This window comes from Paracoccus ferrooxidans, assembly GCF_029909815.1.
In the GTDB taxonomy this organism is placed as follows: Bacteria; Pseudomonadota; Alphaproteobacteria; order Rhodobacterales; family Rhodobacteraceae; genus Paracoccus; species Paracoccus versutus.
The window spans coordinates 671,357-695,075 of record NZ_CP038198.1 but is presented as its reverse complement, the minus strand read 5'-3'; the positions used below and the strand labels follow the sequence as shown (position 1 = coordinate 695,075).

Sequence of the window (23,719 nt, the reverse complement as noted above, 5' to 3'; positions counted from 1 at the left end):
CGGCGAAAGGAGGATCCGATGAACCCACCCCGATCCGAGGGCTTCGTGCGCATGCCCGACGCCGAGTTCGAGGCGATCCTGACGCGCGCCGCCGAGGAAGGCGCGAAGCGCGCGCTCGCCGATGTCGGCCTCGATGGCGACGAGGCCGCCCTCGACATCCGCGATCTGCGCTCCCTGGTCGACTGCATCCGGCTAGTGCGCCGCACCGCCATGCAGACCGCCGTCCGCATGATCACCACCGGCGTCATGCTGGCGCTGCTCGCGGGCATCGCCATCAAGCTCAAGATCTTCGGCGGCGGCCCGTAGCCGCGCCCCATCCCCCATTCTTCAGCCCAACCGCACCCGCCCTTGAGGCGGGTTTTTTGTTTTGGAGGACCCAATGACCACAACTTTCCACCGCCATTGGCGCGACGTTCCGGAGAGCGCCTGGCGCTGGCCAAATTTCAGCTCAGCCGAGATCGCCTGCCGGGGCACCGGCAAGCTGCTGATCAACGCGCCCGCGCTCGACAAGCTGCAGGCGCTGCGTGACCGGCTGGGCAAGCCGCTGATCGTCCGCTCCGCCTATCGCAGCCCAGAGCACAACCGCGCCGTGGGCGGCGCGACCCGATCGAAGCACCTCGACGGCGCCGCCTTCGACATCGCCATGGCGAACCACGACCCGATGGCCTTCGAGGCGGCGGCGCGGGAGGTCGGGTTCCTCGGCTTCGGCTTCTACCCACGCTCGGGGTTCATCCATATCGACCTCGGGCCCGCACGCCAGTGGGGCGAGCGGTTCCCGGCACGTGCCGTTCCCTTCGCGGCCGAGACCCCGCCGGCGCGCGAGGTCCTGGCGCGGAGCCGGACCATGAAGGGCGGTGGCGCGGCGGGCGTCGCGACGCTCGGAGCGGCCGGCGTCGAGGTGGCGGAGCAGGTGCTCACCGAGACCCAGACCGCGATCCTGCCGCTCGTCCCGTATCTCGACACCCTGCGCTGGGTGTTCATCGCGGTCGCCCTCGGCGGCATCGCCGTCACGATCTACGCGCGCCTTGATGACTGGCGCCGGGGGCAGCGGTGATCGGCGGCCTCCTCGCCACGCTCGCCGGATCGGCATGGGCGCGCACGGCGCTCCGCTACAGCGTCACCGCCCTTGCGATCCTCCTGTTCCTGCTGGCCCTGCGCCGTTCCGGAGAGCGCACGGGGCGGTTGGCCGAGCAGCTCGAAACCATGGAGAAAACCCATGACGCGCAACGACGGATGCTCGAGGCGGCGGCGCGTCGCCCTCGCTCTCGCGACGATCTGGCTGAGCGGCTGCGCGACGGGCGCTTCTGACCTCACCGGCGTCGGGATGTGCCCGCCTGTCGTCGAATACAGCCGGGAGTTCCAGGCGCAGGCGGCCGAGGAACTGACCCTGCTGCCGGAAGGGTCGGCAATCGCAGAGATGCTGGCGGACTACGCGGTGATGCGAGAGCAGGCGCGGCGGTAGCCTTCTGTAGATCGCTGCTCTTGTGAGTCCGTCCACTTGCGACCTATGCTAAGTCCTATGACTTCATGGGTTTTTAGGACGCGGTTTGGCGCACAATGAGTTTATCCCCTGACCTGGACGAGGCTGACCAGCCGCAAACCCCCGGGCGTCGCACGGGCCGCTCATTCTACGCTGCACCTATTTCAGAGTTTCGCATCACCGACGATGACGCGATCATCGGCAGGCTGTCATCTCGCCACGTTGCCTTCCACGCCGCCGCGGAGGCCGAGCAACTTCGCGCCTGGGAGCGCGAAATCGAGATTCTGAAGGAAAGCTTCGCAAAGCTAGGCTCGCTCTGCGACGACTGGCAGCTCCTCCTCGAAATCCCGCTGCTGCGGCTCGGAAAACGGATCGATGCGGTTGTGCTTGCACCCGGCGTCGTCGGCGTGATCGAATTCAAGATCAACGCCACCGGGTTTCAGAGCGCCGACCGAGTCCAGACGGAGCGCTACGCCCAATCGCTCAGCGATTTCCACGAGGCCTCACAGCAGCGGCTGATCCTGCCGATCCTATGCGCTGAGCGGGCGCGGGCGAGGCCGCCGGCGACAACGTTGGTCGAAGGCGTCGGTACGTTGATGGAAGCCAATGCGACAACGCTCGCAGACGCGTTTCTGGTTCTGCAAAGCCATGTCGATCCGAATGCTGCCGCGATTGACGCGCACGGGTTCGACTACTCACCGTACCGGCCGACTCCCAACATCGTGGAGGCAGCGCAGGCGCTCTATGCCGGGCACGAGATCGCAGACATTGGGCGCGGTGACGCAGCCGATGCCGAGTTGCAGGCTGCGGCAGCAGCGCTGCAGGAAATCGCCGCCGAGGCAGAGGCGTCGCGTGCCAAAGTCGTGTGCTTCGTGACCGGCGCACCTGGCGCCGGCAAGACGCTGCTCGGATTGGACCTCGCACTCAAGAGCAGATCGGGGACCCGTCCCGCAGCGCTTCTCTCGGGTAACCGCCCATTGGTCCATGTGCTGACCGAAGCCCTGGCGGAGGACAGCGCTGCGCGTGGCGCGATGACGAAGACCGAAGCGCGACGTTTCGCTGACGCAGCCATTCAGAACCTCCTTGGCTATTTGAAGGAGCACACGGACGGCGCTCCGCCGCCGGAGCATGTGATCGTCTTTGATGAGGCGCAGCGCGCCTGGGATGCCGAGGTTGGCAAGGAGCTTATGGGACGGCCGAGCTCCGAGCCCGAACTCTTTCTCGAGATCCTCGATCGCTTGGACTGGGCCTGCCTCGTCTGTCTGGTTGGTCCTGGCCAAGAGATCAATCGGGGCGAAGGCGGCCTCGCTCTCTGGGGGGAGACGCTGCGCTCAGCTCAGAGCGCAGGCAGTCGATGGCGTGTGGTCGCCGCGCCCCAGGCGCTTGACGGCGGGCCGGACGTTCCAGGATCCGGCATGTTCGCTGAGGGCGGGCTCGGCGGTGTCGAGGTTCGACGGGAGTCAGCCCTGCACCTGGCAAACGCCATCCGGGCGTATCGAAACCCCCTTCATGCGCAGTGGGTGGCGCGTCTTCTGGATGGCGACATCGTGGAGGCGAAGGCCCTGGCCTCCAGAATGGATGCCCCGCCGGCCTTGATGACGCGAGACATCTCCGTCGCGAAGCAATGGCTCCGTCAACGGCGACGGGGCGGTCGAACCGTCGGCCTGCTGGCGAGCTCGGGGGCCGTCCGCCTCGTCGGCGAGGGAGTGCCGCCTTCACCGCGATCAAATGAGTTGAATCCCATCGGCCATTGGTTCTTGAAGCCCTTCACTGATTTCCGCAGCGCTGGTGCGCTTGAGACCCCGATGAGCGAGTTCGGGTGCCAGGGGCTCGAGTTGGATTATGCGTGCCTGTGTTGGGGTGGAGACCTGATCTGGACTGATCAGGGTTGGCTGCCGAGGATGATGCGTGCGCCTCGATGGCAGATTGCACGAGACACTGAGAAACAGCGTTTTCGGCTGAATGGCTATCGCGTGCTGCTTACCCGGGCCCGGGCCGGTCTCGTGCTCTTCGTGCCGCGGGGCGAGGCTGATGATCCGACCCGTTCCCCGGATGAGATGGACGCCTGTGCCGAAGCTCTGCTTGCAGCGGGGTGTGCGGAACTCACACAGAACTAGAATCGCCGCTGATCGAACTATTGAGCGTATGAACTGTGTACAGTCTGGCTACTCGACCACCGGGTAGAAGGGACGCCCCCAATCCTCCTTCGGGTTATCCATCATCAGGTCCACGAAGACCGGGAGAAGGAAGCCGAGTATCGCGGCGCCGTCACGGACCTGTGCTCGGTTCACGCCGCTGTTCCACGTCGATCCGCCATGCACCAGCTGATTGCGCAGCACGTAGAGCCGGTCGAAGACGAAGCTGAGAACGCGAACGCTGTCGCCGGCCTGGAACGCCTGTGCAAAGCTGCGCGAGGAGGTCCGGAACCTTTCCTCCCAATCCTCGAACCCGTCTATGCCGTTCTGATGCTGCCAGAATGGGTTAAAGACGAAGCGGTTCTCCATGAGCATCCGAACTGGACCTGAGAACCTTTGCCATAGCGCCTTGTAAACGCGTCGCTCTTCATCCCGCGCCACCAGCTTGCCAAAGTAATCGACGATCGCAGCCCTTTCCCCGGGTGCAACCCACTGGAATTCGCGCTCGTCTGCATAGGCTGCGTTGAAAGCGATCCAGAGGAAGATGAAGCGTGCATCGTGATCGTCGCCGCACGACTCGGCTCGTCCGATCCAGCTGATGGAGCGGTGTACGCGCAGGCCCATCGTCTCGGGGAAGCCTGCACGGATCGCGCGTTGCTTCTCCTTTAAGGCGCTAAACGACAGGCTGTCCGTCATCGAATTCCTCCGTTTCTAATACTCGTTCACGGCATTGCGCCGAAATCGGACCGGCGGTATCCGTCCACCATCGCCCGAAGCGCCTCCGGGGCAATGACCTCGACCTTGTTCCCCCACTGGTAGAGGTGCCAGGTCATCTCCAGCCAGCCTGCTGCCTCGAAACGCACGACAAGGCTGCCGTCGTCTTGCGGCTCAAGCACTTGCCGCGGATGAAAGCGAAAGCCAGCGGCGCGCTCGGCTGCCTCAGGCGCGAAGCGCCAGATCACCTCGCCGTATTGTTCGGGATCCTGCCAGACCCCGAAGGACCGTGCAGCGTAATCCACGATGCTGAAACCCTCCTGAAGCGGGAAGCTCTCGTCGAGGACTTCCGCCGCGCGGATCAGGTCGATGCGGAAATTGCGTACCTCGTCTGCTTTGGCGGGGTCGCGTGCCGCTAGGTATGTCCGGTGGCCGAGCAAGACGCCATGTGGTTCCAGGATGCGGTTTGCGTCGTCCTGGTTGTAGCGCACACTCAGGCGAAACGGGCCGCGCAGGGCCTCGATGATGGCATCGAGCACGTCCGTTTCGACGCTGACTTTCGGGCCGGGGCGCGTGACCTGCCCCATGGCGGCCAGGACCGCCTCTGCGTCGGTTTCGATACGGGACCGGGAGGGCGCCTGAGCCAGCAGCCCCTCGCGCAGATCAGCCAAGGCTCGTGCATGTCGTAGCCGACCCTCGGCCTCCGCCCCGCGAACGGCGATCTCCAAGGCTTCCACACCTGTTTCATGGCGAAGTTGCAGGCGGTCGAGGCCGGGATCGATCAGGCGCCAGCGCCGTTTGCGGTCCTCGCCATCCTCTACCAAGACGTTTCCAAAGGCTTCCTCCAGCGCGTCGGTCATCCGCTGCGCTGTCCGGTGGGACACTCCGAATTCCAGCGAGATCTCCTCGAGGCTGATCCCGCAGCGTCTTGCCGCAGCCAACTGTGCGAGCCGGATCAGATCCTGAGCCTTGGAAAAGGACATGCGCGCCTCGCAGCCTGCCAATTTTTGACACCCTTGGAGGCTAAGAAGGTATCTGTTGCCTGTCGACCTGATTCTCTCACCGCTGCAGAGGAACTGGCGAAAGGCAGACAGAAGCTTCGAAAGGAAGATGGATGGCCATGAGTGGGCGTGTGATCAGGATCGAACGAGTTTCTCCACGTGAAGGCGTTGTGGAAGAACCAGACTTCACGTCGAAAGGTTACCGCCTTGGCGACCCTGCCCATGGCAACGCCAAGCATCACGCCGAACACACCGTCTATGTGAAGACCCTCGATGAAGCCGCGGAACTGATCGAGAAAGGCTTCTCTCTGTGGATGGGGGCGAATGGAAAGCGAGCTTCGCTGATTTCTCCGCAGAGCCTCCGGATCGTCCGTGGCGGGAATACCAAGCAGGCTTGAGGCGTGGCTGTTCGCACGCCCTCCAGGCGGCGGACCTTCGTAAGGGCCGACAGTTATTGACACCCACAGGGGTGATTTAAGAAGCTGCAATCAGGAGACGTTTTCCGCGGTTCGGGTTGCGCTCATTGACGATTGAAGGAGCCCATGCGGGAAATCGGCGGCAACATCCTCTTCTCGGCGAGCGACCTGATGCGGTTCATGGGCTGTGCCCATGCGACGACACTTGATCTGATGCGCCTGCGCGGCGAAGGGCCAGAACCGGGCGGGGACAGCGAGGATGCTGCGCTTCTGCAGAAGCAGGGCGACGCGCATGAGGCCGCGCATCTGGAGCGTTTGAAGGTTTCTGGCAGGTCCGTGGTCGAGATCCCGCGCGGCAATCTGGCGCGCGATGCGGAGGCCACGCGCGTGGCGTTGAACGAAGGTGCCGAGGTGGTCTTTCAGGGCGCGTTCCTGTCGGGCAACTGGGGCGGCTGGTCGGACTTCCTAGAGCGCGTGGAGCGCCCCTCGGCGCTCGGGCCCTTCAGCTACGAGGTCGCCGACACCAAGCTGAAGCGTCGGCCGCATCCGAAACACGTCCTCCAGCTCGTGCTCTACTCCGATCTCTTGACCGAGATTCAGGGGGTCGCGCCCGAATTCGCCCACGTCGAGCTCGGCTCGGGGGAGCGCGCAACCCTGCGCCTCGCAGATTACGCGCACTATGCACGCGGCGCGCGGGCACGGCTGGAGAACTTCGTGGCGAACCCGTCGCACACGCGCCCCATCCCCTGCGCCGATTGCGCCTTGTGCCGCTGGGCCGACCATTGCGAAAGCGTCTGGGCCGCCGAGGACAGCCTTTTCAATGTGGCGGGTATCAGCCGCGGACAGGTGAAGAAGCTCGAAGCGGCGGGGATTACGACCATGCAGGCGCTGTCCCGCCTCGATCACCCCATTCGCGGCATGGCGGAGACCACGCGGGCAAAGCTCGTCACCCAGGCGCGGCTTCAACATGCCCGCAAGACGGGGGCGCCTGCTTACGAACTGCGCGCGCCCGAGACGGGCAAGGGCTTCGACCTGCTACCCGCGCCGGCGCCCGGCGACATCTTCTACGACATCGAGGGCGATCCGCATTACGAAGGCGGCCTCGAATACCTTCACGGCGTGTGGTGCGACGGGCAGTTCCACTCATTCTGGGCGCATGACCATGAGGCCGAGGCGAAGGCCCTGTCGGAGCTGCTGGCATTCTTCCGGGCGCGGCTCGACGCCTACCCGGATGCGCGGATCTACCACTATGCACCTTACGAGATCACCGCGCTGCGTCGGCTGACCACGAAATACGGGATCGGCGAGGCGTTCCTAGACCGGCTCCTGCGCGAGCGCCGGTTTGTCGATCTCTACGCCGTCGTGCGCGGCGGACTGATCTGCTCGGAGGCGAACTATTCCATCAAGTCGATGGAAGCCTTCTATGACCGAAAGCGCGACGGCGCGGTGAAGACGGCAGGTGGGTCGGTGGTCGCCTACGAGCGCTGGCGCGAGACGGGCGAGCAGCAGATCCTCGACGAGATCGAGGAGTACAACCGCATCGACTGCATCTCCACGGAGGAACTCAAAGATTGGCTGGTTCGGGTCCGGCCCGAACGCCCCTGGCCGCGTCTGGCCGACGATGCGGGCGACAAAGAGGAGGCGGAGGATGCCGACGCCTCAGAGCTGCGTGCCATGCTTGCCGCGTCCGGGCTGCCCGACGAGCGCCAGCAGATGCTTTTCAACCTCGGTCTGTTCCACAAACGCGAGGCGAAACCCGCGCAATGGGCCGTGTTCGACAGCGCTGGTAAGGACGAGGACGAGTTGATCGACGACCTCGACGCGCTTGCCGGGCTCGAGGCTCTCGGGCCGGCGGAACCGGAGAAGCGATCCATGGCGCGCACATATCGGTTCCCGCCCCAGGAGACGAAGCTGCGGGGCGGCAAGAAGGCGACGGTGCCAGTTATCGACGGACCGCCTGCCACAATTGACATTGCGGCTCTCGACCGGACGAGGCGAGAGATCACTCTTAAGGCGGGACCAAAGAAAGCGCACCTGCTGGGCGAGCGTCTCACGCTGCACCCAGACTGGCCGCTCAATACCGGCGTTATTGCCGTGGCACTGCGTGACGTCATCGCGGATCAATGCGGGCCGCGCCGGTTCACCGCCATCGACGACCTCCTGTCCCGCGCAGCCCCGCGCCTAACAACTGGCCCGAAACCCGACCTGCTGGAGGGCGCCGATCCCGTAGCCGGGACGATCGCGGCGGTGGGCGCGATGGACGGCACCGTGCTTCCGATCCAGGGGCCGCCAGGCACCGGCAAGACCTATGTCACGGCGCGGGCGATTCTGTCGCTCGTACGGAGAGGGCACCGCGTCGGCGTGGCTTCGAACAGCCACGAGGCCATTCGCAATGTGCTGATGGGCTGTCTTCTTGCGCTAGAGGACGACGATCCGGACATCACATTGGAAAACGCCGAGCTCGCTCACAAGGTGAGTGGTGAAGACGACGGCTATCCCGAGGGCTTCGCCGGCATCACCCGCGCCACGTCCAACGACGACCCCGCGCTGACAGAGGCCCATGTCGTCGGCGGCACCGCCTTCTTCTTCTCGCGCCCGGAGCTCGAGCAGTCGCTGGACTGGCTCTTCATTGACGAGGCTGGACAAGTCGGCCTCGCGAATATGGTCGCCATGGGGCGCGCTGCGCGCAACATCGTGCTGGTCGGCGATCCGCGTCAGCTGCCGCAGGTGATTCAGGGCGCGCACCCCGAGCCTGCGAACCTCTCATGCCTCGACTGGATGCTGGGCGATCACGCTACGATCCCGCCGGACCGCGGCATCTTCCTTCCTGTCTCGCGGCGCATGCATCCTGAGGTCTGCCGCTTCATTTCGGACCAGGTCTATGAGGGTCGGCTGACCAGCCACCCCGATACCGCGCGCCAGGCCGTAACCGGCACGCATTTCCCCGAGGCAGGAGCGTTCTGGGTCCCAGTCGCGCATGAGGGCAATGCGCAGATCTCGACCGAGGAGGTCTCCGCGATCCAGGCCGCGGCCGCCGACCTTCTGAAAGGCGAGTGGACGGAGAAGGACGGCACGCGCCGCCCCATGCGCGAGACGGACATCATCGTCGTCGCCCCCTACAATGCGCAGGTGAACACCCTTCGCGACGCACTGCCGCCCGGCATCCGCGTCGGCACGGTCGACAAGTTCCAAGGGCAGGAGGCGCCGGTCTGCCTCATCTCCATGACGGCCTCATCAGCCGAGGAAACGCCGCGCGGGATGGACTTCCTGTTCTCACTCAACCGGATCAACGTGGCTGTCTCGCGCGCCAAGGGGTTGGCGCTGGTCTTCGGCGCGCCGCGTCTGCGCGAGGCAAAATGCGAGACGGTCGAACAGATGCAGTTGGTGAATACGATCTGTGCCCTCGAAGCATGGATCTCAAAAAGCAACCAGTAGGACTTGTATCATTGAACGGCAGACAAGCAGAAGAATTCTTGGACAGACTTGCATCCACTGGCAAGCTCGAGCGGCTAAGCAAATCTGGTCGCACGAAAGCCGTCATTTATCGAACCTCGAACGAGCGAGTCCTCGCCGTAATACCCGAGTCCGACCCTGCGAAACTTGTCTTGGAGCGGCGGCCAAAAGGGTACGATGTGATCTGGGACGATTGGCTGGGCGAAATTGGCGCTGAAGCTACGGGCCAGCAGCTTGCTACGACCGGACTGAAGGTAAAGGAGGCTGGTGCTCTCGCGGAGGGGCTGCAGCAGGTATTGGTGGTACGCAATCAAGATCAAATTGAAAAACTGCTTGAAAGATATCTTCAAGACAAAGACGCACCAGGCAAAAAACCATTCACGCGCGCGCAGGTTGAAGCGGCAATGGATGCTTTCGATCGCTACAGAAAGTATGGCGAAGACAGCGAAATATTCCGCCACTTCGGTGATCCGCGGGACTACTGGGTGCGATCCAGCCGCGACCGTGAGAACCGCGTCTACCCCAGCAAGCCGCTCGTGGGATACCTCCTGAAGAAGACTGAGCTGAATGGTGGCTGGGGCCAAAAAGCTGACGCGGCAGCCAGGCTTCACAACTCGGGATTCATAATCGTTGATCAGGCGGATGAGCCTGTCCAAGCCCCCGAACGATATGAGCACCTAATTTCAGGCGCTGATCGCATCAGGCTATGTGCACTCAATTACTTTATCGAGCCGGCTCGGGAGAAACGCCTGAAGACTGTGACCATACATGCTGGAGACATGGCCAGCGCAATGGGGCTGAAGAACGCTTTCCCAAATATCTGCCAGACTCTCGGTGGCGAGAAGCTTCAGCAGCTTGCGCAGGTGCCGCCGCCCACGATTTCAGCGCCGAATCCTAGCAGCTCAACAACATTTACCTACCAACTTGGATCTAAATCGGAAGCGGACACAATGGACCAAGCGAGCACGACGATATCGGCGTCCGCAACCAACCTCATCCTTTATGGGCCGCCAGGGACCGGGAAGACTTTCACCACAGCGGCGGAGGCGGTGAGGCTCTGTGCCGAGCCAGTCCCGCAGGATCGGGCCGAACTCATGGCGGTCTACCAGAGGCTCGTGGCGGCCGGGCGCATCGAGTTCGTCACATTCCACCAGTCGATGTCTTACGAGGATTTCGTCGAAGGTCGGCAGCCCATGACAGGGGCGGATGGAGACGGCGAGGCGGAGTCTGCCGGCTTCCGGCTCGAAACGGTCCACGGGATATTCAGGCGGATCGCGAAGCGCGCGGAGACCAGCCGCGGGCGCTCATCGGGCGATGACACGATCAGACTGGAGGGGCGCCAAGTCTTCAAGATGTCGATCGGCGAAGCGAACAACCCCGAGGACGCGCACCTGTTCGAGGAAGCGATAGAGGACGGCTACACACTCCTCGGTTTCGACGACATCGACTGGAGCGATGAGAAGTACGCCAACCGTGAGGCGATCTTCGAGGCCTGCAAGAACCACCGAGACGGCGGCGGCGACATAGATGCAAGATCCGGATGGGTCCAGATGCCCTTCCGATTCCGGAACTGGGTCCGGCAAGGCGACATCGTGATCGTGTCGAAGGGAAACCAGCAGTTCCGTGCCATTGGGGAGTTCGTCGGCGACTACGAGTTCAAGCCACGGCCGGAAGGGGGCTATGCCCACCGGCGTGCGGTGCGATGGCTTTGGGTGGATCGTGACGGGGTACCGGTCAGCGAGATCTACAGCCGCGGCTTCATGCAGCAATCGATTTATCTGCTCTACGACAGCGAGCTCAATATTCCTGCTCTTGAGCGCTACATGAACAGCCAGAGGAGCGACGGGGGGGGCGAGCCCGATCAGTTCGTCCTGATTATCGACGAGATCAACCGTGCGAACATCTCCAAGGTCTTCGGCGAACTGATCACCCTTCTCGAGGCCGACAAGCGGCTCAATCAGCCGAATGCGGTGCGGGTCCGCTTGCCCTATTCCGGGGACGAATTCGGCGTGCCGTCCAACCTGCACATCCTCGGCACGATGAACACCGCCGACCGGTCGATCGCGCTTCTCGACACTGCACTCCGGCGCCGGTTCACCTTCCGTGAGATGATGCCCGACGCGTCAATCCTCAAAGACGCTGCCGAGAAATGCGGGATCAACCTGCCGCGACTGCTCAACACGATCAACAAGCGGATCGAATACCTTTACGATCGGGAGCATCAAATCGGTCACGCCTACTTCACCGCGTGCCGTTCGCGAGCCGATGTCGATGAGGTTATGCGGGACAAGGTCATCCCGCTGCTCGCAGAATACTTCTTCGAAGACTGGGCCAAGATCGCGGCGGTGCTTGGCGACCTGGAACCGGGTGAAAGCTCGATAACCGGTGGCTTTCTCAAGCGTACGATCCTGAATCCGCCTCCGGGCCTCGAGGACGGCGATGCTGTCGCCCGGTTTCGCTGGCAGGTTCGATCCGTTGATGAAGGCTTCGACTACAGCAAGTTGGTCGGGCCATGATCCGCCGCACGATCCGCGAGTGGGAGCGTATCGCCTACGGGTCCGGCGACAACGAAATCCCGGAGACGCAAGCAGACCGGCTTGCCGCGGTTGCGCGGGCCTCGACCTTCTCCGGGCGCGGGGGTGAGGGCGTGCTGGAACACGGGCGAAAGGGGCTCCGCGCACGTGGCGTCGTCGGCGTCATTGCCACCCCCGGATGCCAACTGGAGATTCTCCCAAAGATCGAGGGGGGCGGCGAGAGCGGGGTGTCCGATGCGGTACTCCGGGAGCGCCTCATCCACATGCTTGCGGTGACCTACGATCTGCCAATCGAAGCCGGCGCGATGACGCAGCTCGGCTGGCAGCGCGAGACCGTGCTCGAAATTCTGATCCGGCTGTTCTGTGCGAAGCTCACCGACGCGGTCCGGCAGGGGATGCCGCGCCACTACCTCGAACACGAAGACGATTTGCCTGCGCTTCGGGGACGCCTGGACGTTACACGGCAGTTCTCGACGCTCGCGGTCTCGCCACAAAAGCTAGCGTGCCGTTTCGATGCTCTGTCGCCGGACATAGCGCTGAATCAGGTCATGCGGGCGGCGGTCAGGAAGCTGGCGCGTCTATCTGGCGCACCAGAAAACCAGCGCGCGCTGCGCGAGCTGAGCTTCGTGTACGCCGACGTAGCCGACGTCCCTCCGAACGCCCTCCGCTGGGACCGCATCGTCCTGGACCGCACCAATCGTCGTTGGCGGGACCTCCTGTCTTTCGCGCGCCTCTTTCTATCGGACCGCCACCAGCAGACGAGCGCGGGGACTATCGACGGTCACGCGCTGCTCTTCGAGATGAACGTCTTGTTCGAAGCATATGTCGAACGGATCCTGTCGCGTGCGTTGGCCGGCACGGGCTTTCGTGTGTCGTCGCAAGGCGGCCATCGGAACTGTCTTTATGAAGGCGAGACCGGGCGCTTCCGCACAAGGCCGGACCTCATCGTCCGGCAGGGCGAGAGGATCGCGCTGATCATCGACACCAAGTGGAAGCGCATGACCCCGCGGATCGATGATCCGAAGCAAGGTGTCAGCCAAGCGGACGTCTACCAGCTCATGGCCTACGGAAGGCTATATGAATGTCCGAACGTCGTACTGCTGTACCCCCATCATGGCGACTTGCCGCCCGATCCGATCCGTTGCCGGTACTCCATCGCGCAAAGGGGAGCAGATGAAACGCTGATCGTAGCCACGCACGATCTCGCCGGCACTCAGGGAGACCAAAGAGAGAGTTTGCGACAGCTGGTCGTCAATTCTCTAGTCTTCGGCGCATCGCGCGTCGATGTAGTAGATCATGAAGTGGTTTGAGCAGATGCGACTGGTGAGTACATTGCGCGCGCTGCCCTTAGCGAAAACGGCTGAATAATGAAGAGCCTGCTTTCTAAGATTAGACGCAAGCTGGGTGTATCTCCGGATGCACCCACACATCCAGATTTAAACCCACCGTCTGATTGGGGTGGCCCCGAAGCCGAATACATGCCCGGAACCGCAAAGGCTGAGGCCCGCTCTGAGCCTGACGAATCGGCGGCCGATCCCCGGCAGGTAATCGAAGACAGCGTTCACCCAGATCTGCTTCTTATTGAGCCTCAAATTCTTGCGGAGGATCCTCCTGGTAACCCGCATGCCAAAGCTCCAATACAATCGGAATTTCCCGTTTCTGGGCGCCAACCGCCGACAGCCGAGGCACTCACAGAATTTGAAGCGGAGAATGACGTTTCGGCCAACCATGAGCCGGACCCGGGTCCCGCCTTGGCTCCACCAAATCCCGATTCTTCGAGATTGAGTGCCGATCTCGAGCTTGTTGAGGCGGATGACGAATATGATGAACTCATTGGCGACGACGATGTATTCGATGAACCGGCCGACGATCTATGGGAAGCTGTACTTTCCTACGACGCCGATGGGGAAATTGAACGCGCCCGCGCCAATGATGATTTGTTCGAAGTTTCTGATTTCCGTAAGTTTCCGGAGTTTGGCCCAGGGGAGATCGAAAGCGAAACTGAAAGCGCTCAATGGGAAGACCTTTTGGATTTGGATCTATATGAGGAAGATCCAGATCTACTTTTTCCATTTATTGAAGAAGAGACCATCACCGATGGTCAACTATTGGACGACTACGCCGCAAGGCTAGTCAGCCAGATGCGTATCATAAAGCTTGACCAACGTTCCCTGCTTCAAGGTCGTTTGAAAGCAGTTTTGGAAGAGTTCCCGTTCTCGTCGAGTTACAGGGCTCTCTCAAGGCTGGTGCAAGCTGGCTGCAGCCTCGAAGAGCTGGAAGACGCATGCGAACTAAAATGTCTTTGGCGAGAATCCCCTTGGCTTTGGTCTCATCGAAAGTTCAACAGAATGCAGCGCGCCTGGGAGACAGAGGAGCGGTTGAGCTATCGCAGCGCTCTTTCTTGGAAACTCGCATTGGCATTGATCCATCGGGTTGGGCGCGTGGAGGCCGAGCGAAGGATTTTTGACGATTGGCGAAACGCATGGCTTCAGATGCAGCCAGAGCAATCGAGTGAGGGTGATTTTATAGACCCACGGTTCTGGAGCTATCCTGCTTTCCTTAATCTCAATTACGAGAGCATTGAACTAGCTGATCGTGAATCTTGGTATTACGAGGAGCCCATTGACGTTCAACCTTCAAGTTCCTTCCGACTCGAAGATAATGAAGGTGAGATTTGGCGCTTCGAGAAAAAAGATGGACGCTGCGACGTTGGCTTTCTGTCATTACTTCCACACTCCAAACGGGTTGCAGCAAAAAAGGAAGCCGAGGCAAAAGAGGAAGGCAAGGATGCATAGATCGCTTTATCCATCGAAGGGCGCCCTAGTGAAGTTGGAAGACGAGGCGCGCGGGGTGATCCATGATCTGAGGCCGAAGGCAGAGCCGAACGAGGCTCAACTTGCAATGGCAGGAAATCGCCGAGTATGGGTTGCGCTATCGGACCTGAAACCCGCATATGCTCCTGGACAGCAAGTACAGCACAAGCCACCGCGAGGTCGCGGACTGAGCCTCGGGACTGGAGTTGTACTTGCCACGCGTTCGCTCGCAGGTTTCGAGCAGGTTCTCGTACAGTTCGCAGAGACCGGAGAAACCAGGTGGTTGGACTGGCGTGTCCTCGCGCAGGCGATGCCTGTCGAACTGCGGATCGCAAGGCGACAAACCGGCCAGCATATGGACCATGCGGAGCGATTCCGGCTCCGAATGCTGTCTAAGGCACTTCAAATATGGAATGCGAACACCGGAGCTTTCGGTCGTCTCGACATCGACCCTCTACCGCATCAACTTGATGTGGCGCGGAAGGTCGTAACTTCCCCTCAGGCGCGTTGGCTGATCGCCGACGATGTTGGTCTTGGCAAGACCATTGAAGTTGGTCTTATTCTTCACGCCCTCTCGCAGCGTAACCGCTGCAGGCGCGTTCTGATCGTCTGCCCTTCTTCGCTGACTAAGCAGTGGAAAGATGAGATGCGCGCCAAGTTCGGACGTGCCTTCGAGATCTATCAACGCGACTTCCGCCCCGAATACGCCGACGAGATGCGACTCAGGGAGAATGTCATAATCTCGCTCGATCTCGCGAAGCGCGACGAGCATTTGGCGCGGCTCATCGAAGCTGGCTTCTGGGATGTTATTGTGTTTGACGAGGCGCATCGGCTCGGTCGGTCCGAAACGGGTGAGCAGACGGAACGCTACGCGCTCGCGCACAAGCTTCGCGACCGGACCCATTCGATGCTATTGCTTACTGCAACGCCGCACCAAGGTAAAACTCGTCGTTTCGCGGCTCTATTGGAGTTGGTACGACCAGACCTCCTGCCTGAAATCCGAACGCTAGAAATGAACCCAGAGGTGGTTGGGGACATCATCATTCGCAACCGGAAGACCCGTGTCACGGATGCAGAAGGCAATCTGATTTTTCGCGGTCACGACACGCTTCGCCACATGGTTATCCCATCGATCGAAATGCGCACTGCGGACAAGGCGCTCCGAAGGTATCTGAGCGAGGGGTATCGCGCCAGTGCTGACGCAAAGGATAGAATGATCGGCCGAGCCATCGGATTTGTCATGACGACGTATCGCAAGCTCGCTTCATCCTCCGTGGCGGCAATCGAGCGAGCACTAGAACGTCGATTGGAGCGGCTGCAAGGTTTCGATGCCGCTTCGGCGCCGGTGATACCTTCAGACGAGCAGCTCGAAGGGGATGACAACCTTTCGGAAACTGGGCCAATCGGTGAGGTTGGTGCCTTTTTCGCCGATGAAGCAAGCGAGGTTCAGGCCGTTCTGAGACTTATCCGCGTGGCTCGCCTATCGGATGCGAAGCTACAGACATTTCTAAATGACGTGGTTTCGCCGCTTCTAGCACAGGACCAAAATCTCTTGGTGTTTACTGAGTACAGGGCCACCCAGAGTTACCTAGCAGAGGCGATTGCGCAAGCATGTCCTGAGGTGCAGGTTGCCGCGATCAATGGCTCGATGTCGCTGGATGAAAAAATAAGGAATGTCCGCGCCTTCAACAGCCGAGAGGCTCAGGTCATGTTATCGACTGAAGCAGGGGGCGAAGGCCTGAACCTGCAAGACGCCTGTCATATCATGGTGAATTACGACTTGCCCTGGAACCCGGCACGTTTGGTTCAACGCATCGGCCGCTTGTACCGCTATGGTCAGACACGGCGCGTTCAAGTTATCAATTTGCAGTCGGATGATGGGTTCGACAACAGCGCGATCACTTTGTTGTTGGATCGCGTCAGTACGATTGCACAGGATATGGCGAGCGTTGCCGGCGAGATGAAGGATGCATTGGCTGCGGAAGTGCTCGGAGAGCTGATGTCTTATATCGACATGGAGAGCATCCTCGAGCGTGCGACAAGCATGAAGATGGACCAGACGGAAGAGGAGATCGCTGAAGCCATACGCGAAGCACAGAAGGCGCGGGCGGCCGAGGACGATATTCTGCAATTTGCATCCGCTCACCAGACACGCGTTTCAGGCGGCTTCGACTTTCGGCATATGGTCAGCTTTGTCAAAGGGATGGCACCAATCGCCGGATACGACGTGCGGGCCGAGATGCATGGCGGAAAGACGCTTGAGATTGAGCTCGGCGAAGAGGATATCGGTCGCTGGCCAGAGTTCGGCCGTCGCACCATTGTGCGCCTGACGGCTGACCACGCAAAGGCAATCGCTGACCCGTCGCTTGTTCCTATGGACTTCGAAGCCGGCTTTGTGCGTGATCTCTCAGAGCTGGCTAACGATCGGCTGATTTTCGACGGACTGTACGCGGAGGCCCAAACGGAAGCCGAAGATCACGAGGACGTGGTCGCCGTTCATCAGGTTCGCTGGCAGGGTCTTTCTGGCGAGTTACTAGAGGAAGAGTTGATCGCTTTGTCTGGCAACAAGGACGGTGCCAAGGAGCTGCCGCACGAAGAGTTTGCGGCACTGTTGCTGAGGCCAATGGAGAGTGTGCCGGCATCTAAGCCCGCAGACGAGGACCGGTTGATTGCAAAGGCCTTTGCGCCGGCTGTTGAAAGTTTTGTCTCGCGCTGGGCCGAAGCCGACCGCATGCCTTCGTCGGTGTTCTTGGCCGCAGGTCTGAAGAGGAGACGTCAATCCCCCCGCACTTAGTAGGTCGAGAGCAATCCGATCTGGAGAACGTTCGACGTCAGGCCCATCCCCTCCGCCACTTGCCCCCGCGAAAGCGTTCTCCCGATCCGGCTACGGCCGGATTTTTCCGTTGTTTTCGAGGGTTATGCGGGTGGGGTGACCTGCCCCCCGGTCGTCCCTCGTTCATAACGAGAGTCCTTGGGGTTGATATTGGTTGGTTTCGGGTGTGGCAAGCGCGCCGGGCGCGGAGCCCTCAGATTGCTCAAGCGCTCGGCGCGCGTCGGACGGGGTCTTGTTGCCCAGCGAGGAATGGGGCCTGACGTTGTTGTAGTCGTAGCGCCAGAGGGCCAGTTTGCGGCGGGCATCAGCCAGGCTGTCGAAGATTTCCTCGTTCAGGCATTCGTCGCGCAGGCTGCCGTTGAAGCTTTCGATGTAGCCATTCTGCTGCGGCTTGCCCGGGTCGATGTAGTGCCATTCGACGCCGTTCGCGTTGGCCCATTTCAGGATGGCCTTGCTGGTGAACTCGGTTCCGTTGTCGCTGACGATGCAAGCGGGCTTGCCGTAAATCCTGACCAGCGCATCCAGTTCCCGTGCCACCCGAGCCCCAGAGATGCTCGTGTCAGCGATCAACGCCAGGTTCTCGCGGCAGCAATCGTCGTTCACAGCCAGAATGCGGAACTTGCGGCAGGCCCCGAACGTGTCGGACAGGAAGTCTAACGACCACCGCTGGTTTGGCCTCAACGGCGCTGGTATTGGCGTCCGGCTACCTCGTGCCCTCTTGCGGCCACGCCTGCGGCGCACCGACAGGCCCTCTTCCCGGTAGATGCGATAGAGCTTCTTCTCGTTCATGATCATGCCCTTGCGCTCCAGCAGGATGCCCACGCGCCGGTAGCCGAACCGCCGGCGCTTCTCGGCAATCTTGTGCATCTCCTCACGGATTTCCGGGTTGTCGGGTGGCCTGTCACGCCGCACCGTCTTCGGATCGACACCGATCAGGACACAGGCCCGACGCTGAGAGATCGGATGATCCTTCATCGCCCGCAGCACCGCGTCCCGCCGTTGCACCGGTGTCGTCAGGGCTTTCCCAAGAGATCCTTCAGAACCACGTTGTCCAGCATGGCATCGGCCAGAAGGCGCTTCAGCTTCGCGTTCTCGTCCTCGAGCTGCTTCAGCCGCTTGGCGTCCGACAGGTCCATCCCGCCATACTTCGCCTTGAGCTTGTAGAACGTCGCGGGGCTCAACCCGTGCTTCCGGCAAAGCTCGGAAGTCGGCAAACCCGCCTCCTGCTCCTTGATCATCCCGATAATCTGCGCCTCGGTGAACCGGCTTTTCCTCATGTCGTCTGCTCCTTCTCAGGTTGGGCAGACTCTACATCACAGCGAGGGAACTTCCGGGGGGCAGGTCAGGGGCTCAGCACTGCTCCTGCTGCCAGGTGGCCGGAAGCGGTCTCTCAGGGCCGATATTCTCCGGACCTCATGACTGCGCCGTTTTGGTAAATTTCCAGCAAGTCATTGACATTGTTCTGTTTAATCACACGCCAGCTGAACACTTCGATTTCAGGGACACGCTTCGAGAAGGAACAGAAATCGAACTTATTATCGGAGGCTCATTCTGCTTTCACTGAACGAAAACTAGGTCGTGTTGACAAAAGGGATTCCCCTTGGGCTTGGGGCATGATTCAAGCTGGCATCTGCGATGGAGACCAGCTTGGCACGAGACCTTATGTCGGACGAGGAGTGGGCGTTCTTTGAGCGCTTCATCTTCGCCGTCCGCGCCCCGAACGGGCGCAAGCCCACCAACCACCGCCTCGTTCTTGATGGCATATTCTGGATCGCACGCACCGGTGCGCCATGGCGGGACCTACCTGCCGAGTTCGGCAAATGGTCAAGCGTCTATCGGCAGTTCCGGCGCTGGACGCTGGCAGGCCTGTGGGAGGAAATCATGGATGCCCTGAACCAGAGCGGAGCCGTGCCAAGCGCCCTGCAAATGATCGACAGCACCGTGATCCGTGCCCACCATCAGGCAGCGGGCGCTAAAGGGGGACTCCGCGACAAGGTTTCGGCCGTTCTCGAGGTGGCTTTACGACCAAGATCCACCTTCTGGTCAACGCGCACGGGCTACCTATGAGAACAGAGATCACGCCGGGCCAGACGTCGGACTATCTCGGCTTCGATCTGGTGATGGTGGATAATCTGCCCCGCCCGAGCGTGCTGCTCGCAGATCGCGGCTACGATGCAGACAAGATCAGAGACGGCATGGAGGCGCGCAACGTCCTGCCCGTGATACCGATGCGCAAGTCCCGCAAAAAAACGGATTGGTGTCGATCGTTCGCTGTATCGCCTGCGCAATCTGGTCGAACGCTGCTTCAACAAGCTCAAGAACGCCAGGCGTGTCGCGACCCGCTACGACAAGACGGCGGAAAGCTTTCTCGGCTTCATTGACATCACGTCGATCCGCCTCTGGCTCCGTCATTTGTCAACATGACCTAGTGCCGAGCTATGGCTTGATTGCAATGCAATCGCCGCCTAGCATCATCCCGATGGTCGGGGAACTTCATGGCAAGCATTACAATTCGCAACTTAGAGGACGATGTGAAGCGCCGCTTGCGCGTTCGCGCTGCCGAGCACGGTCGGTCGATGGAGGAAGAGGCCCGTGAAATCCTGCGCCAGGTTGTTGGCCAGGAAAGGCCCGCTCACAACCTCGCGGCCGCGATCCGGGCCCGGATCGCGCCCCTGGGTGGGGTGGAGCTGGACCTTCCCCCGCGTGAGCCGATGCGTCAGCCGCCCGCGTTCGACCGGGAGTAAAACGTGATCATCGTTGATACGAATGTCGTCTCCGAGCTTCTACGTCCAACCCCGGAACCGCGGGTCGAGGGGTGGCTCGCCGCCCAGGACGGGCTCGACATCTACCTGACCGCGATCTCCGAGGCCGAGCTGCGCTACGGCGTAGCGATCATGGACAACGGCAAGCACCGCGATGGCCTGGCTGACGCAATCGATCGCATCCTGCGCGACGACATGGCAGGGCGAGTGCTTGCCTTCGACAGTGCCGCCGCCGAGGCCTATGCCACCATTGCCGCCAGCCGGCGTACTGCCGGCCGGCCGATTGCGCAGGCGCATTGTCAGATCGCTGCCATCGCGCGCACACGCGGCGCTACCGTCGCCACCCGCAACACCCCTGACTTCGAAGGCTGCGGCGTCGGTCTGATCAACCCCTGGGGTGAGTCGTCGTGATCAGTCTTCGTTCAGAATATGGGTTGGTTTGATGCCGAAAAGGGAAAGCCACAAGGCCGGCAGTGAGCTGTTCATCGTCGATAATAGCGCCGATGAATGGAAGGTGCTCCGGTACCTCCACGACTGGTGCCAGCTCTCTAAATCAATCGATATTGCAACGGGATATTTCGAAATCGGCGCCTTGCTCGCGCTCGGCGACGAATGGCAAAAGGTTGATCATATCCGCATCCTGATGGGGGATGAGGTCTCGAAACGCACCAAGCGCGCATTCGAAGCCGGCCTTCGACAGATTGCCTCACGCCTGAACAGAAGCATCGAACAGGAAAAGGACAAGAACCACTTCCTGAAGGGGGTTCCAGCGATCGTCGAGGCGATACGGTCGGGCAAGATCGAGTGCCGGGTTTATAGGAAGGACAAGTTCCACGCCAAAGCCTACATCACACACGCCCGGCTCGAAGTGGTCGGATCATCCGCGCTTGTCGGTTCTTCTAACTTCACGGTCCCAGGCCTCACCCAGAACATTGAACTGAACGTCCAGATCACGGGCACGCCGGTTGCCGTTCTGCAGGAATGGTATGAGGAACGCTGGGAAGAAGCCGAGGACGTTTCGGACGAAGTCCTCAAGACCATTGAGCGCCACACGCGCGATTATTCCCCGTTCGATGTCTATGCGCGATCGATGCAGCTCTATTTCGCCGGACATGAGGAGACCGCCACCGAGTGGGAGAAGAACTCGTCAAGACTCTATCCGATCCTCGCGAAATACCAACGGGACGGATACGGGGCGCTGCTCAAGAGGGCTGGGAAATACGGCGGTGCTTTCCTGTGCGACGGGGTTGGTCTGGGCAAGACCTTCATCGGGCTCATGCTGATTGAACGTTTTGTTCAATATGAAAAAAAGAACGTCGCCCTGTTTGTTCCGAAGTCGGCCAAGTCGCCGGTTTGGGAGCGGGAGCTCAGGAACCGGCTGCCGGATGTGTTCAAGGGGTTCAGTCGGCTGAAAATCTTTAGTCACACGGACCTGATGCGCGAGAAGATGCAGGAGGAACTGGAGCAGGTTAAAGCCCAGGCTGATGTCATCATCATCGATGAGGCACATCACTTTCGAAACACCGGCACCCGTGGTGAAGAGGGTGCCAAGCGCAAATCTCGATACTGGCACCTGTATGATCTCGCCGAGGGCAAGGAACTTTACATGCTCACGGCCACGCCGATCAACAACAGCCTCTTGGATTTCCAGCATATGGTCGAGTTGTTCTCACGACACCGCGCAGATCATTTCGCCGATGCACCGCTTGGCATCCATTCGCTCGCGGGCCACATCCGACAGCTGGAACGATCGATTGAGCGTCAATTGCGATCGAATGGGGATGAAGAGGTCGCAGAGATCAACGCCGCTGACATTGGTGACTTGTTTGCGACAGACTCCCTATTTGATGCGCTCGTCGTTCAGCGAAGCCGAAGCTATGTGAAGGCGAGTATGCAGCGCGAAGGTGGAGGCGCGGTTGTATTCCCGGAGCCGCGCAAGCCAAAGGTGGCGCACTACTCGGTCAAGCAGACATATGGGAAGCTGCTTGAGATGGTTGCCGATGCCTTCCACAAACGTGTTCCGCTCTTCACCCTCGGCATCTACAACCCGTATGCCTACTATAAGGGCAATGATCCCGAGATCATCCCCGCCATGGAGAAGGGCCGCCGGAAGCAGGTGGTGGCGCTGATCCGAACAAATTTCCTGAAGCGCTTTGAAAGCTCAGCAGAAGCGTTTCGCTTGTCATGCTGGCGGCTGCTCTACAAGCTACTGGCCTGGTTGGACGTGAATGCGGAAACCGACCACGAACGGGAGGCCGTTGAGCGCTGGAAGCGGCGCAATGGAAAGCTGATCGGATACAAACCACAGCTTGACTTCCTTGATGAAGCTGAGGGCGAAGAGGACCTCTATCCAGAGGAGTTGCGGGACGCCGTTGAAAAGCTTGCCCGCGACGAATTTGATATCGAGAAGATCGTGCATGACACGATCCAAGATTTGGACCAGCTCGCCGACTTCCTGAACGAGCTTGAAAAGTTCAAACCTTCTCAGGACAAGAAGCTGAACGAGCTGAAGAAGCTGCTGAAGAATGATCCGATTCTGAAGGATCAGAAGGTGATCATTTTCTCGGAGTTTGGTGAGACGGCGCGTTATGTGGCGGCCCAGCTGGCGGAGGCCGGCATCGAGGGTGTCGATCAGATCGACAGTGGCACAAAGGGGGATCGCTCGCGGGTCATCCAAAGATTCGCGCCCTATTACAATGAGTCGAGTTCCTCAGACCTTGCGAAACGGGGCTTGAGCGAGATCAGGGTGCTGATATCGACCGATGTGCTCTCGGAAGGGCTGAACCTTCAGGACGCTACGCGACTCATCAACTATGACCTGCACTGGAATCCGGTGCGGCTGATGCAGCGGATTGGTCGTGTTGATCGCCGCATGAACCCGGTCATCGAGGAGAAGATACTCGCCGATCATCCGGACCAGAAGGACCTGCGCGGAACCGTCGGCTACTGGAATTTCCTGCCGCCTGACGAGCTCGATGAACTCCTTCGGCTCTATAACCGTGTCTCACACAAGACACTGCGCATCTCAAAGACGCTCGGCATCGAGGGCAAGAAGCTGCTGCGCGAGGACGACGACTATGAGGATCTGCGAAATTTCACGGAGCAGTATGAAGGCACCGCGAGCCCTGATGAGCAGATGCATCTGGAATGGCAGGACCTGCTTGCAGCCGATCCGGAACTAGAGGCACATCTTTCCAGCCTGCCCGACTCGGTATTTTCTGGCAAGCAGCACTCCAAGCGCGGCGCACGCGCTGTATTCTTCTGCTATTCGCGGCCGGCCCATGATCGCGAGGCCTCGGAGCGCGACGGCCAGGACGTCTGGTCCGCCGAGGCCGGCGACGTGAAGTGGTATCTGGCTGATCTCGAAAGCGATGCAATCTTGGAGGATGCCTCCCGGATCATCGAGTTCGTGCGCTGCGATCCCAAAACGCCCCGGCGCGTTCAGATCGATCAGGAGAAGCTCTCGGCGGTACGAAAGTCCGTCGAGAAGCACATCGCGAAAACATACTTGCGCAAGGTCCAGGCCCCTGTCGGCGTGAAGCCGATCCTGAAGGCATGGATGGAATTGAATTGAGGGT

17 protein-coding genes and 1 pseudogene are annotated in these 23,719 nt (G+C 60.7%); 15 read left to right on the top strand and 3 right to left on the bottom strand.

Features of this window, described 5'->3' with window-relative positions; translation table 11 throughout:
- The first annotated feature begins 18 nt into the window (after window positions 1-18).
- From E3U26_RS03450 to E3U26_RS03430, 5 genes are all read left to right on the top strand, one after another.
- The gene (locus E3U26_RS03450; RefSeq protein WP_075784372.1) at window positions 19-306 is read left to right on the top strand and encodes a DUF6127 family protein; all 288 of its coding nucleotides are present in this window, start codon (window positions 19-21) and stop codon (window positions 304-306) included.
- A 73-nt stretch (window positions 307-379) separates the two neighbouring features.
- Entirely contained in the window at window positions 380-1,054 is a 675-nt protein-coding gene (locus tag E3U26_RS03445) for a YcbK family protein (protein ID WP_499105461.1), read from the top strand.
- Window positions 1,051-1,308 carry a hypothetical protein gene (locus E3U26_RS03440; RefSeq protein WP_409928533.1) on the top strand — a complete coding sequence of 86 codons (258 nt, stop codon included), beginning with the start codon at window positions 1,051-1,053 and terminating at the stop codon, window positions 1,306-1,308. Before E3U26_RS03445 ends, E3U26_RS03440 begins: the two co-directional genes overlap by 4 nt.
- Before the next feature lie 16 nt (window positions 1,309-1,324).
- Window positions 1,325-1,462 carry a hypothetical protein gene (locus E3U26_RS03435; protein ID WP_499105460.1) on the top strand — a complete coding sequence of 46 codons (138 nt, stop codon included), beginning with the start codon at window positions 1,325-1,327 and terminating at the stop codon, window positions 1,460-1,462.
- 95 nt (window positions 1,463-1,557) lie between these two features.
- The gene (locus tag E3U26_RS03430) at window positions 1,558-3,597 is read left to right on the top strand and encodes a DNA/RNA helicase domain-containing protein (RefSeq protein WP_499105459.1); all 2,040 of its coding nucleotides are present in this window, start codon (window positions 1,558-1,560) and stop codon (window positions 3,595-3,597) included.
- A 48-nt stretch (window positions 3,598-3,645) separates the two neighbouring features.
- On the opposite strand, the gene E3U26_RS03425 is transcribed toward E3U26_RS03430, so the two are convergent.
- Window positions 3,646-4,311, bottom strand: a complete 666-nt coding sequence (locus E3U26_RS03425) for a HEPN domain-containing protein (RefSeq protein ID WP_165905395.1) — start codon at window positions 4,309-4,311, stop codon at window positions 3,646-3,648.
- Window positions 4,312-4,337: 26 nt separating this feature from the next.
- Complete coding sequence (locus E3U26_RS03420; protein WP_499105458.1) at window positions 4,338-5,312, bottom strand: helix-turn-helix transcriptional regulator; 975 nt, start codon at window positions 5,310-5,312, stop codon at window positions 4,338-4,340.
- Between the two features lie 137 nt (window positions 5,313-5,449).
- On the opposite strand from E3U26_RS03420, the gene E3U26_RS03415 reads away from it, so the two are divergent.
- From E3U26_RS03415 to E3U26_RS03390, 6 genes are all read left to right on the top strand, one after another.
- Window positions 5,450-5,728 (top strand): hypothetical protein, encoded by a 279-nt coding sequence (locus tag E3U26_RS03415; protein ID WP_499105457.1) that lies wholly within the window; start codon window positions 5,450-5,452, stop codon window positions 5,726-5,728.
- Between the two features lie 144 nt (window positions 5,729-5,872).
- Window positions 5,873-9,181, top strand: coding sequence for a TM0106 family RecB-like putative nuclease (locus E3U26_RS03410; RefSeq protein ID WP_499105456.1), 3,309 nt, complete (start codon window positions 5,873-5,875; stop codon window positions 9,179-9,181).
- A 38-nt stretch (window positions 9,182-9,219) separates the two neighbouring features.
- Entirely contained in the window at window positions 9,220-11,715 is a 2,496-nt protein-coding gene (locus E3U26_RS03405) for a DUF8426 domain-containing protein (RefSeq protein ID WP_499105455.1), read from the top strand.
- On the top strand, window positions 11,712-13,043 hold the full coding sequence (locus E3U26_RS03400; RefSeq protein ID WP_499105454.1) for an McrC family protein: 1,332 nt from the start codon (window positions 11,712-11,714) through the stop codon (window positions 13,041-13,043). The genes E3U26_RS03405 and E3U26_RS03400 overlap by 4 nt, the downstream gene beginning before the upstream one ends.
- Before the next feature lie 57 nt (window positions 13,044-13,100).
- On the top strand, window positions 13,101-14,528 hold the full coding sequence (locus E3U26_RS03395; protein ID WP_499105453.1) for a hypothetical protein: 1,428 nt from the start codon (window positions 13,101-13,103) through the stop codon (window positions 14,526-14,528).
- Complete coding sequence (locus tag E3U26_RS03390; protein ID WP_499105452.1) at window positions 14,521-17,340, top strand: DEAD/DEAH box helicase; 2,820 nt, start codon at window positions 14,521-14,523, stop codon at window positions 17,338-17,340. Before E3U26_RS03395 ends, E3U26_RS03390 begins: the two co-directional genes overlap by 8 nt.
- Before the next feature lie 162 nt (window positions 17,341-17,502).
- On the opposite strand, the gene E3U26_RS03385 is transcribed toward E3U26_RS03390, so the two are convergent.
- A protein-coding gene (locus tag E3U26_RS03385) for an IS3-like element ISPfe1 family transposase (RefSeq protein ID WP_114537220.1) occupies window positions 17,503-18,656 on the bottom strand; the annotation gives its coding sequence in 2 pieces (ribosomal slippage) (window positions 17,503-18,410 and window positions 18,410-18,656; 1,155 coding nt in all).
- A 358-nt stretch (window positions 18,657-19,014) separates the two neighbouring features.
- Here E3U26_RS03385 and E3U26_RS03380 point away from each other — a divergent pair.
- The 4 genes and pseudogenes from E3U26_RS03380 (at window position 19,015) to E3U26_RS03365 (ending at window position 23,715) form a co-directional block, all read left to right on the top strand.
- A pseudogene (locus E3U26_RS03380) lies at window positions 19,015-19,803 on the top strand (IS5 family transposase).
- A gap of 71 nt (window positions 19,804-19,874) precedes the next feature.
- Window positions 19,875-20,123, top strand: coding sequence for a FitA-like ribbon-helix-helix domain-containing protein (locus E3U26_RS03375; RefSeq protein WP_028710727.1), 249 nt, complete (start codon window positions 19,875-19,877; stop codon window positions 20,121-20,123).
- A 3-nt stretch (window positions 20,124-20,126) separates the two neighbouring features.
- The gene (locus tag E3U26_RS03370; RefSeq protein ID WP_028710726.1) at window positions 20,127-20,552 is read left to right on the top strand and encodes a type II toxin-antitoxin system VapC family toxin; all 426 of its coding nucleotides are present in this window, start codon (window positions 20,127-20,129) and stop codon (window positions 20,550-20,552) included.
- A 31-nt stretch (window positions 20,553-20,583) separates the two neighbouring features.
- Window positions 20,584-23,715: a helicase-related protein gene (locus tag E3U26_RS03365; protein ID WP_499105451.1), complete on the top strand. Its 3,132-nt coding sequence runs from the start codon at window positions 20,584-20,586 to the stop codon at window positions 23,713-23,715.
- Window positions 23,716-23,719: the final 4 nt, after the last annotated feature.

Excerpts from the sequence above, each read along its gene's own strand:
- E3U26_RS03450 (WP_075784372.1), top strand. The coding sequence starts at position 19 with ATGAACCCACCCCGATCCGAGGGCTTCGTGCGCATGCCCGACGCCGAG.
- E3U26_RS03445 (WP_499105461.1), top strand. The coding sequence starts at position 380 with ATGACCACAACTTTCCACCGCCATTGGCGCGACGTTCCGGAGAGCGCC.
- E3U26_RS03435 (WP_499105460.1), top strand. The coding sequence starts at position 1,325 with ATGTGCCCGCCTGTCGTCGAATACAGCCGGGAGTTCCAGGCGCAGGCG.
- E3U26_RS03430 (WP_499105459.1), top strand. The coding sequence starts at position 1,558 with ATGAGTTTATCCCCTGACCTGGACGAGGCTGACCAGCCGCAAACCCCC.
- E3U26_RS03425 (WP_165905395.1), bottom strand. The coding sequence starts at position 4,311 with ATGACGGACAGCCTGTCGTTTAGCGCCTTAAAGGAGAAGCAACGCGCG.
- E3U26_RS03420 (WP_499105458.1), bottom strand. The coding sequence starts at position 5,312 with ATGTCCTTTTCCAAGGCTCAGGATCTGATCCGGCTCGCACAGTTGGCT.
- E3U26_RS03415 (WP_499105457.1), top strand. The coding sequence starts at position 5,450 with ATGAGTGGGCGTGTGATCAGGATCGAACGAGTTTCTCCACGTGAAGGC.
- E3U26_RS03410 (WP_499105456.1), top strand. The coding sequence starts at position 5,873 with ATGCGGGAAATCGGCGGCAACATCCTCTTCTCGGCGAGCGACCTGATG.
- E3U26_RS03400 (WP_499105454.1), top strand. The coding sequence starts at position 11,712 with ATGATCCGCCGCACGATCCGCGAGTGGGAGCGTATCGCCTACGGGTCC.
- E3U26_RS03395 (WP_499105453.1), top strand. The coding sequence starts at position 13,101 with ATGAAGAGCCTGCTTTCTAAGATTAGACGCAAGCTGGGTGTATCTCCG.
- E3U26_RS03390 (WP_499105452.1), top strand. The coding sequence starts at position 14,521 with ATGCATAGATCGCTTTATCCATCGAAGGGCGCCCTAGTGAAGTTGGAA.
- E3U26_RS03375 (WP_028710727.1), top strand. The coding sequence starts at position 19,875 with ATGGCAAGCATTACAATTCGCAACTTAGAGGACGATGTGAAGCGCCGC.
- E3U26_RS03365 (WP_499105451.1), top strand. The coding sequence starts at position 20,584 with ATGCCGAAAAGGGAAAGCCACAAGGCCGGCAGTGAGCTGTTCATCGTC.